The sequence below is a fragment of the Shinella lacus genome (genome assembly GCF_010994755.1).
Lineage (GTDB): Bacteria > Pseudomonadota > Alphaproteobacteria > Rhizobiales > Rhizobiaceae > Shinella > Shinella lacus.
Genome location: NZ_WHSB02000001.1, coordinates 593713 through 606315 on the forward strand (window position 1 = coordinate 593713; position 12603 = coordinate 606315).

The 12603-nt window shown below is 61.7% G+C and carries 12 protein-coding genes; 7 read left to right on the forward strand and 5 right to left on the reverse strand.

The features are described 5' to 3' along the window. The 6 genes from GB927_RS02735 to GB927_RS02760 all read left to right on the forward strand — a co-directional run bounded on the left by GB927_RS02735 (position 1) and on the right by GB927_RS02760 (position 6781). Positions 1 to 1698 carry an ABC transporter substrate-binding protein gene (locus GB927_RS02735; protein ID WP_256115020.1) on the forward strand — a complete coding sequence of 566 codons (1698 nt, stop codon included), beginning with the start codon at positions 1 to 3 and terminating at the stop codon, positions 1696 to 1698. Positions 1699 to 1775: 77 nt separating this feature from the next. Beyond that, complete coding sequence (locus GB927_RS02740) at positions 1776 to 2804, forward strand: ABC transporter permease (protein WP_256115021.1); 1029 nt, start codon at positions 1776 to 1778, stop codon at positions 2802 to 2804. An 11-nt stretch (positions 2805 to 2815) separates the two neighbouring features. Further along, positions 2816 to 3787 (forward strand): ABC transporter permease, encoded by a 972-nt coding sequence (locus GB927_RS02745; RefSeq protein WP_256115022.1) that lies wholly within the window; start codon positions 2816 to 2818, stop codon positions 3785 to 3787. A 3-nt stretch (positions 3788 to 3790) separates the two neighbouring features. After that, positions 3791 to 4816 carry an ABC transporter ATP-binding protein gene (locus tag GB927_RS02750; protein WP_256115023.1) on the forward strand — a complete coding sequence of 342 codons (1026 nt, stop codon included), beginning with the start codon at positions 3791 to 3793 and terminating at the stop codon, positions 4814 to 4816. Beyond that, positions 4813 to 5802 carry an ABC transporter ATP-binding protein gene (locus GB927_RS02755; RefSeq protein ID WP_256115024.1) on the forward strand — a complete coding sequence of 330 codons (990 nt, stop codon included), beginning with the start codon at positions 4813 to 4815 and terminating at the stop codon, positions 5800 to 5802. The genes GB927_RS02750 and GB927_RS02755 overlap by 4 nt, the downstream gene beginning before the upstream one ends. Before the next feature lie 34 nt (positions 5803 to 5836). Then, the gene (locus GB927_RS02760) at positions 5837 to 6781 is read left to right on the forward strand and encodes an acetamidase/formamidase family protein (protein ID WP_256115025.1); all 945 of its coding nucleotides are present in this window, start codon (positions 5837 to 5839) and stop codon (positions 6779 to 6781) included. Here the strand turns inward: GB927_RS02760 and GB927_RS02765 are convergent. Then, entirely contained in the window at positions 6778 to 7440 is a 663-nt protein-coding gene (locus GB927_RS02765) for a TetR/AcrR family transcriptional regulator (protein ID WP_256115026.1), read from the reverse strand. The genes GB927_RS02760 and GB927_RS02765 overlap by 4 nt on opposite strands. A 137-nt stretch (positions 7441 to 7577) precedes the next feature. On the opposite strand from GB927_RS02765, the gene GB927_RS02770 reads away from it, so the two are divergent. Beyond that, positions 7578 to 8318 carry an SDR family NAD(P)-dependent oxidoreductase gene (locus GB927_RS02770; protein WP_256115027.1) on the forward strand — a complete coding sequence of 247 codons (741 nt, stop codon included), beginning with the start codon at positions 7578 to 7580 and terminating at the stop codon, positions 8316 to 8318. Between the two features lie 63 nt (positions 8319 to 8381). On the opposite strand, the gene GB927_RS02775 is transcribed toward GB927_RS02770, so the two are convergent. Genes GB927_RS02775 through GB927_RS02790 form a run of 4 tightly spaced genes read right to left on the reverse strand, consistent with a single transcriptional unit; the run spans position 8382 to position 12514 of the window. Beyond that, on the reverse strand, positions 8382 to 9836 hold the full coding sequence (locus GB927_RS02775) for a DUF6056 family protein (RefSeq protein WP_256115029.1): 1455 nt from the start codon (positions 9834 to 9836) through the stop codon (positions 8382 to 8384). Between the two features lie 31 nt (positions 9837 to 9867). Further along, positions 9868 to 10833, reverse strand: coding sequence for a glycosyltransferase family 2 protein (locus GB927_RS02780; RefSeq protein ID WP_256115030.1), 966 nt, complete (start codon positions 10831 to 10833; stop codon positions 9868 to 9870). 8 nt (positions 10834 to 10841) lie between these two features. Then, positions 10842 to 11195: a GtrA family protein gene (locus GB927_RS02785; protein ID WP_256115031.1), complete on the reverse strand. Its 354-nt coding sequence runs from the start codon at positions 11193 to 11195 to the stop codon at positions 10842 to 10844. Positions 11196 to 11218: 23 nt separating this feature from the next. Beyond that, on the reverse strand, positions 11219 to 12514 hold the full coding sequence (locus GB927_RS02790; RefSeq protein ID WP_256115032.1) for a hypothetical protein: 1296 nt from the start codon (positions 12512 to 12514) through the stop codon (positions 11219 to 11221). Positions 12515 to 12603: the final 89 nt, after the last annotated feature.

Here is a 12603-nt window from a genome sequence, read left to right on the forward strand (position 1 = left end):
ATGACGATATATCTGAAACCTTCCATCCGCCGCGCCGGTCTTCTCGCCGCCGGCATCCTGCTTGCGCAGACCGCGCTCTCCAGCACCGCTCTCGCCGATGAGCGCGCCGACCTGATGGCCAAGCACCGCGGCGGCACGATGACGCTCGCGGCCGTCTCGGCCGCCGGCACGATCGATCCGATGATCAACTACACCGCCCAGTTTTGGCAGATCTACCAGATGACCTATGACGGCCTCGTCAAGTTCAAGCAGGCCGGTGGCACCGATGGCTTCGAGATCGTGCCTGCGATCGCCGAGGAAATCCCCCAGCCGACCAATGACGGCAAGACCTATGTCTTCAAGATCCGCAAGGGCATCAAGTTTTCGAACGGCAAGGACGTGACGCCGTCCGACGTCGTCGCCTCGTTCCAGCGCATCTTCAAGGTCAAGGGCCCGACCACCGGCAGCTTCTACAACGGCATCGTCGGCTCCGACAAATGCATCGCGGATGCCGCGACCTGCACGCTCGAAGGCGGGGTCGTGGGCGACGATGCCGCCGGCACGGTGACGATCAACCTCACGGCGCCGGATTCGGAAATCTTCTCCAAGCTTGCCGTTCCACACGCCTCCATCCTGCCGGCCGATGCGCCGCTGGCCGACGCCGGCACCACGCCGATCGCCGGCACGGGCGCCTATTATTTCGAGAGCTACAATCCCACCGAACAGCTCGTCATGAAGCGCAATCCGCACTTCAAGGAATGGAGCGCGGATGCCCAGCCGGACGGTTATGCCGACGAGATCATCTACAAGTTCGGCCTGACCGAAGAGGCGATGATCAACGCGATCATCAACGGCCAGATCGACTGGATGTACGACACGCCGCCCTCCGACCGCCTGCCGGAAATCGGCGCGAAATATGCAAGCCAGATCCATATCGACCCGCTGGCCGCCTTCTGGTACGCGCCGATGAACACCAACCTCGCGCCCTTCGACAACATCAAGGTGCGCCAGGCGGTGAACTACGCGCTCGACCGCGACGCGCTCGTCGGCCTGTTCGGCGGCGAGGTTCTTGCGCAACCGACCTGCCAGATCCTGCCGCCGGACTTCCCCGGCCATGTGGATGATTGCCTCTACACCACGGAGGCGAGCCCGGAATGGATCGGCGCCGACATGGAGAAGGCCAAGCAGCTCGTCGAGGAATCCGGCACGAAGGGCCAGAAGGTCACGGTGATCGCCGAGGACAACGCCACCTCGCGCGGCGTCGGCACCTATATCCAGAGCGTGCTGTCGGAGCTCGGCTATGACGCCTCGATGAAGGCCGTCTCGCCGAACATCCAGTTCACCTATATCCAGAACACCAGCAACAACGTCCAGATCAGCATCTCGCAATGGTACATGGACTATCCGGCAGCATCGAACTTCCTCAACGTGCTGCTCTCCTGCGCATCGTTTACGCCGGGCAGCGACGCCTCGATCAACATTTCGGGCTATTGCAACAAGGATCTCGATGCCAAGATGAAGGAAGCGATGACCCTCGCTCTGACGGATGCCGATGCGGCGAATGCCAAATGGGCGGAAGTCGATAAGGGCTTCATGGAACAGTCGCCGATCGCACCGCTCTTCACGCCGAAAAGCGTGAACTTCACCTCGGCACGGCTCGGCAACTATCTGTTCAACAAGCAGAACCGCTGGATCACCTCGCAGTCCTGGGTGAAGTGAGGCTCACCTGAAAATGCCTCAGCGGGCGGCAAGGCCCTTTGCCGCCCGCACGCCGCATTCAGCCGATCAGGAAACAGATGACCGATATCACAGAGGCCATACGCGTCCATGCGCCAGCCGTCTCCTCCCGCCCATCGTCGGGTCCATGGCGACGCGCCTGGCATATCCTGAAGCGCGACCGCGCGACGCTGCTCGCAGCCGCGGTCTTCGTGCTGATCATCCTGTCGACGTTGGCGGCACCGCTCTATGCCCGCTACGTCTCCGGTACCGATCCGTTCCGCTCCAATCTCAGCGCGCGCATCATGGTCGACGGCAAGCGCGTGAAGGTGATGCAGGCCTCGACCGAGGGGCTTGGTCTCGGCGTCACGCCGATCGGGCCGACCTGGGGGCCGCAATATCTGCTGGGCGCCGACACGCAGGGCCGCGATGTCGCCGCCCGCCTGCTCTATGGCGGGCGCAACTCGCTGCTGATCGCCGCCTCCGCCACCGTCATCTGTCTCTGTCTTGCCGCCTTGGTCGGCATTTCCGCCGGCTTCTTCGGCGGCTGGGTGGACAAGATCCTGTCGCGCATCCTCGATATTCTCTGGGCGTTTCCGGTCTACCTGCTGGCGATCTCGCTCTCCATCGTGCTCATTTCGCAGGGTATCGTCATCGGGCCGATAGAGATCGGCTCGGATAGCCTGCTGCTGCCGATCTTCATCATCGGCATCATCTACGTGCCCTATGTCGCGCGCCCTTTGCGCGGGCGCGTGCTGTCGTTGAAACAGAGCGAATTCGTGCTGGCGGCGCGCGGGCTCGGCATTCCGGCCTGGCGCATCCTGCTGCACGATATCCTGCCCAATGTCTCGACCATGCTCATCGTCTTCGTGCCGCTGATGATGGGTCTCAACATCATCACGGAATCCTCGCTCTCCTTCCTGTCGATCGGCGTGCAGGCACCGGATGCGAGCTGGGGCACCATCATCCAGGACGGCCAGACGCTCCTCTACACGCGGCCCGTCGTGGCGCTGGCGCCCGGCATCGCCATCGTCCTGACGGTGCTGTCTCTCAACGTCTTGGGCGACAGCCTGCGTGACGCGCTCGATCCGCGCACGAAACTGGTCTGAGGAGGCTTTTCATGTTTTTCGCCATCCTGCAGCGCCTTGGCCAGATGCTCTTCGTGATGTTCGGCATCTCGGCGCTCGTCTTCCTCATCTTCTTCGCCACCCCCGGCTCCGACCCCGCCGCCCGCCTTGCCGGCCGCAATGCCTCGCAGGAGACCGTCGAGGCCATCCGCAAGGAATTCGGCTTCGACCGGCCGCTGCCCGTTCAATACGTCGTCATGATGAAGCGGCTCTTCGTGACGCAGGACCTCACCTCCTTCGTCAACCGCGGCTATCGCATCGTGCCGGCGGTCGTCGCCGCCGCGCCCGTCACGATCTCGCTGGTTGCGGGGGCCGCCATTCTCTGGATCGTCGGCGGCATCTTCGTCGGCGTGATCGCGGCGCTGACGCGCGACACATTGATTGATCGCGGCCTGATGGCACTCGCGCTGATCGGCGTGTCCATGCCGGTCTACTGGCTCGGCGAGGTGATGAACCTGATCAGCCAGAGCCGGTTCCACGACACCTGGATGTTCTCCTGGGTGCCGGCGCTCGGCTACAAGCCGCTGATGGAAGACCCTGTCGGCTGGTTCAAGACGCTGGTCATCCCATGGTTCACGCTGGCGGCCCTCTATATCGGCATTTACGGGCGCGTGCTCCGCGCCAACCTCGTCGAGGCCTATCAGGAAGACTTCATCCGCACCGCCCGCGCCAAGGGCCTGTCCCCGGCGCGCGTCATGGTGCGCCACGCGCTGCGCACTTCGCTCATTCCCTTCGTCACCATGTTCGGGTTGGATTTCGGCGTGCTGGTCGGCGGCGCGGCCTTACTGACGGAGGTCGTCTTCGGCCTCAACGGCGTCGGCCGCCTCACCTACCAGGCGCTGCTCAATCTCGACCTGCCGATGATCCTCGGCACCGTGATGTACGCCTCCTTCTTCGTCGTCGTCGCCAATGCGCTAGTCGACGTGGTCTATGTGCTGATCGACCCGCGGGTCAGGGGAAACTGACGCATGGTGCAGCAGGACAAACCAATTCTTCTAGACGTCGCCGGGCTGTCGGTCTCCTTTGCCAGCGATCGCGGCCTGGTGCAGGCCGTGCGCGACGTGTCGTTCCGTGTCCACGAGGGCGAGATCCTCTCCATCGTCGGTGAATCCGGCTCCGGCAAGTCGGTGACGCTGCTGTCTCTTCTCGGCCTGCACGACCGGAAGGCCACCCGCGTGGAAGGCTCCGTCTCCTTCCGTGGCAAGCCGATCCTCGACCTGCCGGCGAGCCAGATGCGGGCGATCCGCGGCAGGGAAATCGGCCTGATCTCGCAGGATCCGATGACGGCGCTGACGCCGGTCTATACGATCGGCTGGCAGATCGCCGAGCAGATCCGTGCCCACGAAAACATATCGGCCCGCGCCGCCCACCGCCGCGCCATCGAACTGCTCGGCGAGGTCGGCCTGTCCAATCCCGGCGAAGCGGTCGACCGCTATCCGCATCAATTGTCCGGTGGTATGCGCCAGCGCGCCGTCATCGCCATGGCGCTCTCCTGCAATCCCGTCCTCCTCGTCGCCGACGAGCCGACCACGGCGCTGGACGTAACCGTCCAGGCTCAGGTGATCGACCTGCTTCTGCGCCTGCGCAAGGATTTCGGTTCCGCCATCATCCTCATCACTCACGACATGGGCGTCGTGGCCGAAGTCGCCGAACAGGTGGCGGTGATGTATGCCGGGCGCATCGTAGAGCGCGGGCGCACCGAAGAAATCTTCTCGGCGCCGCTCCACCCCTATACCTGGGGCCTCATGGCCTCCATTCCGCCGCTCACCGGGCCGCGGCTCACCAAGCTGCGCTCGATCCCCGGCATGCCGCCGACGCCGGAAACCGTTCCGGACGGCTGCGGCTTTGCACCGCGCTGCGCCTTCGCCCGACCCATCTGCGCCGAGCGACCGCCATTGCAGAAGGTGGGCGGACAGGCAGCGCTCTGCGTCATCGACGACGCCGAACGGCCTGCGCTCCGGCGCGCCGCCCTTCCGCAGGAGGAACTCGCATGAACGCCGAAATGCCGGTCCCAAAGCCGCTGCTCACGGCGCGCAATCTCACCAAGAACTTCGTCGTCGGCAAGACCATCCGTCCCGGCTCGGGCCGCGTGCTGCATGCGGTCGATGCCATCGATCTCGACGTCTATCCGACCGAGACACTCGGCCTCGTCGGCGAATCCGGCAGCGGCAAGTCCACGCTCGGCCGCTGCCTCACCCGGCTCTACGACATCACGGCCGGCGACCTCACCTTCGACGGACAGGACATCGCCAAGGCAGACGCGGCCGCCCTGAAGCCGGTGCGGCGCAAGATGCAGATGATCTTCCAGGACCCATCGGCCTCGCTCAATCCGCGCCGGCGCATCCGTGACATGCTCTCCGAGGTGCTGCACGTCCATCGCATCCGCGAAGGCGCCGCGGTCGAGGAGCGATTGCAGGAACTCATGGAACTCGTCGGCCTGCGCCGGGAATATCTCGACCGCTATCCGCACGAATTCTCCGGCGGCCAGCGCCAGCGCATCGGCATTGCGCGCGCACTCGCCGTGGAGCCGAAGCTGATCGTCGCCGACGAACCGGTCTCTGCCCTTGACGTTTCGGTGCAGGCGCAGGTGGTGAACCTCTTCGACGAGCTGCGCGAACGGCTGAACCTCACCTATGTCTTCATCGCCCACGACCTCGCCGTCGTGCGCCATGTCTCGACGCGGGTGGCGGTGATGTATCTCGGCTCGATTGCCGAAACGGGCGAGACGGACGCGCTCTACGCAAAGCCGCACCACCCCTATACGCGCGCCCTGCTGTCAGCCATTCCGCAGCCTCACAACCGGGGAAAACGCGAGCGAATCCTGCTCGCCGGCGAAATTCCAAGTCCGCTCTCGCCGCCGCCCGGCTGCAAGTTCTCCACCCGCTGTCCCTATGCCAAGGACATCTGCCGCGAGCAGCGGCCGCAACTCGCCGCCATTGAGACGGGCCGCAAGGTCGCCTGCCATTTTCCGCTGGACTGACCCTCAGCATCCGGAAAGCCAGAAAGGAAATCCGATGTGCGTCACCTGCACCCACACCATCCACCGCGCCCGGCATCATTTCGGCTGGAACCGGGATTTTGAGCCGGCAATCGTGGCGAAATCCGGCGAAACGATCCTGTTCGAATGCCTCGATTCCTCCGGCGGCCAGATCGGCAACGATGCGACGCTCGAAACCCTGACGGCGCTCGATTTCGCCCGCATCAACCCGGTCACCGGCCCGGTCTACGTGGAAGGGGCTGCACCGGGGGACGCCCTGAAGATCACGCTGCGCGCCTTCCATCCCTCGGGCGCGGGCTGGACTGCCATCATCCCCGGTTTCGGCCTGCTCGCCGACCAGTTCAAGGACCCCGCACTCCACGTCTGGTCCTACGATTCCGGCACGCTGGCGCCTGCCGCTTTCGGGCCGAAAGGGCGCGTGCCGCTGAAACCCTTCGCCGGCACCATCGGCGTTGCTCTTGCCGAACCGGGCCTGCACTCCGTGGTGCCGCCGCGCCGGGTGGGCGGCAACCTGGATATCCGCGACCTCTCCGCCGGCGTGACGCTCTACCTGCCGGTCGAGGTGGAGGGTGCGCTGCTTTCCATCGGCGACACCCATGCCGCGCAGGGCGACGGCGAAGTCTGCGGCACGGCGATCGAAAGCCGCATGGATGTCGAGGCGACGATCGAGCTCGTCAAGGATGCCCGCCTGCCCGCGCCGCGCTTCACCACGCCCGGCCCGGTCACCCGCCATCTCGACGGCGCCGGCTATGAAGTGACCACCGGCATCGGCCCCGACCTGATGACGGCCGCGCGCGAGGCCGTCATGCGCATGGTCGATCTCCTCTCCGCTGAACACGGCCTCGATCCCAACGACGCCTACATGCTTTGCTCGGTCTGCGCCGATCTCAGGATCAGCGAGATCGTCGACCTGCCCAACTGGGTGGTGAGCTTCTATTTCCCACGCATCGTCTTCGACTAGAAAGAAGCAGCTGCCACCCTGGCGTCGAAACCCGTTATTGCCACATGCGCAACCGCTTCCAGCTCCGCGCGCCCAGCCCCGTCGCGTGCCAGAATGGACATGCCGAACTGGACGGTCTGGATGAAGCGCGCCAGTGCCGGAATGTTGGCGGTGATGGGAACTTCACCGTCCGCCACGGCTTGTTCCAACCGCGCCTCGATACGCTCGAAGGTGACGGCACGGGCGGCGCGGACGAGTTCCCCAAGTTCCAGATGGCCCTGGCTGCCGACGGACGACAAGGCCACCATGCAGCCGGTGGGAATGTCTTCGACACAGCCGGTCAAGACCGCGGCCGAATCCAGCAGGAACGCCGAGATCGCTTCGCGCGCCGTTTCCGCGCGCTGGAATTTGCCCCAGACGTAAGCCTCGTAACTCTCACGATAAAACCCCACCGCTTCTACATAGAGCGCTTCCTTTGAACCGAAGGCGGCATAGAGGCTGGGTGAGCCGATCCCCATCGCCTCGGTCAGGTCCGTCATCGACGTGGCCTCGAAGCCCTTGAGCCAGAAGAGCCGGGTCGCCTGCGCCAACGCGGCCTTGCGATCGAAGGCGCGTGGGCGCCCCCGCCCGCGGGACGGCGAGGGTCCAATGACTTCAGGGGCTTGGTCCGATTTCTGCATCGATCATTATATAAACCTCCCCAGCCGTTTCGACAACTCTCCGCATTTATTGTGCTGATCGATACATAAATACCTTGACGCGCTGCGCCCGCATCCCTAGCTAATTCTATGTCGATCACTACAGAAAGGTTTGATCCATGAGTGAATTGTCTGGAAAGCGCGCGCTCGTCACGGGCGGATCGCGTGGCATCGGTGCCGCGATCGCATTGGCGCTGGCTGAAAAAGGGGCGGATGTAGCGATCACCTATGAACGCGCCGCCGATCGCGCCGCGGAGGTCGTGCGCGAAATCGAGGAGAAGGGCCGCAAAGGGCGGGCCATACAGGCGGACAGTGCCGATCCCGCCGCGGTAAAGCGTTCCGTACAGGAGGCGGCCGAAGCGCTGGGTGGTCTCGACATCCTCGTCAACAATGCTGCCATCGCGCTCTACGATACGATCGCCAATATCAGCGCTGAGCAAATCGATGCGCTGCTGGGCGTCAATGTGCGTTCGCCCATCCTCGCCTCGCAGGCCGCCATTCCCTATCTTCAAGCGGGCGGTCGTATCGTCACGATCGGTTCGGCCGGTGCGGAACGCATCGTCGGCGATACCGGCACCGTGTATTTTATGACGAAATCCGCGCTCCACTCGTTCAACCGGGGCCTTGCGCGCGAACTCGGCCCGCGGGATATCACCGTCAACCTGGTGCAGCCGGGCTCGACGAACACGGACATGAACCCCTCCAACGGCGAATTTGCCGACTTTCAACGTGCCCTGATCCCGCTTGGCCGGTATGGCGCGCCGGAAGACGTGGCCGCCGCCGTCGCCTTCCTTGCAAGCCCTGCCGCCCGCCACATCACCGGAACGATCCTCACGGTGGATGGCGGCATGACCACCTGATTGAAAAAATCCCCCCGTCAAAAACGGGGGGAATATCTTGGGAGACGGCGGCGCGTCATCAAGCTACTCGCCTACAACCTTGACCGACTTAACCCCGTAGTACTTGGCGTAGCATTTGTTTTCCCAATAGTCCGGGTCGCCCGTAAGCTCCGGCTTGAAGAACAGGCGCGGGGGACGGGACAGCCTCCTGAAGGTGAGATCCGCGTCATCGGGCGCATTTCTCACCTCCGCTTTGCGGGCCTCGATGACCGGGCGGTATTCGGCAAAGTTGAACCGAAGATCGTTGATTGCGGCCGATGTATTCGGTGCCGCAATCAGGCTCATCGACAACAGGAGCAACGCGATTGCGGACGTCTGTTTGGGCCAGTTGACGGGGCCTGCCGATCTCCCGCTCAGCCATCTGAGCGCGGAGGGGAGCAGAAGCAAAACAGAGGCGATGAACACAGCAAAGAGCACGTTGGACACGCGGCCCGGCAGGATCGTGCCCTGCGCGAAGGACACGACAAACCTTCCGCAGAACCACGCTAGCAACGCAATGCAAAGAAAAATGGGAAGATGCAGTATCCTGTGTTGCGGGTTTGCCCCTTCCGGCGCCGAGCTTACCTGACTGCCTTCTCTCCCCATATGCGCCAGCAGCGCGATCGTCAGGAAAATCAGCGCCGGATTTATGATCCAGGCGATGAACGAGTGCTCCGGATCATAGAGAAATGCCAGAATTGCCGGCACCAGACGCATGGAATTTGGAAACTCGCCCGCCGAGCGCACGGCGTTTCCCGGCGCGGACACGGAAATATACCAGGCGACGACTGCCGCTAAAAACACGATAGCGAATAGAACCGTGGTACGCCTGTCGCTCCGGAGGATCGCCAGGATCAATTGCAAAGCGCAGAAGGCAACGAAGTAAAGCCCAAGAAGCTCGTTCAAGCCACTCAATGCGACCGCGCTCACCATCGCGACGCCGGTGAGAAGCAGGTCCATGTTTTTCGAATAAAGGCCTCTCGTCACCGCGAGAAGCGAAGCCGACGCGATTACCAGGAGAAAAAACGGGAGCTGGTATTCGACGATGCCCGTCGCCCAATACCATAGTTCGCCGATGGACGGCATATAGGCCCAGAATATCGCCGTGATCGCGAGCGAGATGAAAACGGACGTGGTTCTATTGATGAGCGGCGACAGGATAACGCGCGCCATGATGTAAAATGAAGCAAGGGACATCAGAGGCGCGAGCAGCAAAAACACGCTGTAGTTTATCGTATCGATCCCGAGGCGTGGAAATACGTAAGGATAGATCGACATTGCGAGCCAGCGGCCCGTCCACTGGGAATATTGCAGCGTCGCATAGGAATACCAAAAGCCTGCCGTTTGCGGCAAACCCGCGCTGCAATAGTCATCCGCGGCGGCCTCTGCCAGAAAAGTATAGGTGAGCGAAAGTATCATCACCAGAATGCAGGAACCGACGATTGCCACCAACGAAAACAGGTAAAAAAAATCCGCTTTCTTCGTTGAAAAATCACGCATTTTACGCCCCTTGTCACAGCCGGCTCACCGGTCAGACTTTTTGACGAAATCCTCCGGGAAACACTGGTCCGCTTTGATTGGTGGCCGACTTCCGCACGATGTACCGAGGCCGCATTTTCGTTTCCCGGTATATTCTGCCGATATACTCGCCGATAATGCCGATGCCGAGGATCTGGACACCGCCAAAAAACATGATCGCGGCAAAAATCGAGGGATAGCCCGGCACGCTATTGCCGAAGAGGAGCTTGTCCAGAACGATCCATGTGCCGTAGATGAAGGCGAGCGTTGAGATGAACAGGCCGATATAAGTCCATATTCTCAAGGGCATGGTCGAAAAACTTGTAATGCCTTCGAGCGCCAGGTTCCACAGCTTCCAGCCATTGAACTTCGTCGTTCCGGCAACGCGCCGGGCTCGTCTATATTCAACGACTTCGGTACGCCCGCCGACCCAGGAGAGAAGGCCCTTCATAAAGAGGTTTCGCTCCGGCAGGAGCAAGATTTCATCGACGATCGGACGGGATATCAGCCGGAAGTCACCGACATTCTCTTCGATCCTGGTGTCGCTGATGAGGTTGTGAATAGCGTAGAATGCCTGCGCCGTTCTTCGTTTTACAAAATTGTCGCTGGACCTGTCCTGGCGCTTGGCAAGCACGACTTCCGCACCGTGCCTCCATTTTTCCAGCATTTTCGGGATGAGCTCGATAGGATCCTGCAGATCCACATCGATGGGGATGACCGCATCGCCTTTTGCGTAGGCCAGGCCCGCAAAGAGCGCCGGCTCCTTTCCAAAATTGCGCGTGAAGTCGACGAGCTGGACCAGCGGGTCGGTGCTCATGATCTGCTGGACGATTTCCGCAGAATGATCCCAACTGCCGTCATTGACGAAAACGATCTCGATCGACTCGTTCTTCAACGCATCCTGCGACCTGACGGCCGCGTAGAAGATCGGGATCGTCGCCTCTTCATTGTAGATCGGCACAATCAGGGAAATAGACACGCGTCACCTCATCTAAACACGAGAAAACGAGAACAGGCATAACCTGTGATCAGGCTTATTGCGGAGAACATCACCAGGGCTACAATGGCCGGCAGTGCCAGGTAGTCGGCAAGGCCACCCACCGAATAGGCAATCAGACCGAGGGAACCGAAGTACAAAACAAACCTTGCGGGCGAAGATTCAGCGTGGAACGTCCACCGGGCATTCGCGAAGAAGCTGAAGGTGACTGCGATGGCGAATGCCGAGACATTCGACCAGCTCTGCGGCATTCCAACGCCTGCATGCAAGATAAAGAAAGCGGTCCAGTGAATGGCCGTGTTCAGCACACCAACGGATGCGTATTTCAGAAACGACGTCAGCATTTGCAACCAGCCTTTGTCATCCCTCACACCACACTACGCGCGGTTCCGCGCCCCAAGCCGTAGTCGTTTGGGTTTTCCGGGCGCCCGTGCGCAGGTCGCATGCCGGCGTAGAGGAGGCCGGGCATGAGGAACACCGCCATGTGCACCCAGGCAATGACGATCTCGTTTGTAAAATGCGTAATGACGAGCATCGCCGGCATGGCGGAGAGCATGTAGAGGATCTGCATGGAGGTGTTGCCCTGCATGGCGCAGGAATAAATCCAGCTCAGAACCCCCGCCAACAGAGCAAATTTCAAACAGCCGAAATAGGAGAACGAGGCGAAGGAATCCATCATTCCAGTCGGCGTCGTGCCCGGCGCGGGATCGTAATCCTTTGAGTAGACCGCGGGCGTATCGACGTAGAGGCTTTCTTTGACCTTCGTTCCGACGAGTTGCGCGGGGACGTACACAAACACAAGCGAGTTCCAGTGCGATACGCCAAAATCATACGCCTGGTTTTCGGAGATGGACGATATGGAGAACACCAGGTTTCGAAACTCCGGACCGCCCTGCTTCAGGAGTTTTCGCCAATTCTCGACGGGATTGATCTCCAGAACCGCGCGCCAATCGGGCGCGCCGTTGTAATAGGTCGCGGCTCGATACTCCCCCGCACTGACCAGGCCGGCCATGGCGAAAACCAGACTTAAGGACACGAGAAACCGCGGCACCGCCCATCCCCGGTGAAACCAGATGGCAAGGGCAATCATCAGCGCCAGTTCGGCGGCCTCCGAGCGGCGACCCGCGATTACGATGCGATCGAAGTAAAATGCGAGACCGAAAAGGATGATGCAGAGCGCGAGGGAGGAGCGGCGGTGGGCGTAACACAGTAACGCAATCGCAAGGCCGTAGGTCAGCATCTTGGCGAAGAACAGATAGGCCACCGCCGTGCCGGTCAGAAAGCCGCGAAGGCGCTCCTCGTCGGCAAGCTGGCCGAACCGGTAGAAGAAGTAGGCGCCCACCAGGGACAGACCGGCCGCATAATAAAGCAGGCGCTTTTCACTGAAGACCAGATCCGGCCCGAGCTTGGCATGTTTGCCAAGCTGCCACCCGACAGAGCACATGACGAGGCAAAGCCAGGAGAAAAAGATGGCGCCAGACAACGCTGAATTCTGCGGCATGAAGCGGTCGTCGATCAGGCCCGGGATCTGCGGCAGGACGAATGTCAGGAACATTGCCGCGGCGAGAAAAGGGAAATCGAAGAAGCCGCCGCGTCTCCACAGACCCGAGACGAGCATGGCGATGGACGTGAAGAGCAACAGAACGACGCCAAGCCATGCCATGTCAGCCCCTCGACCCCTGATGCCTCCATGCTGGCAATGACCACCGAGTTAAGCAACTTACTCATCAGGCGTAGGGATTTGCCTCAGAC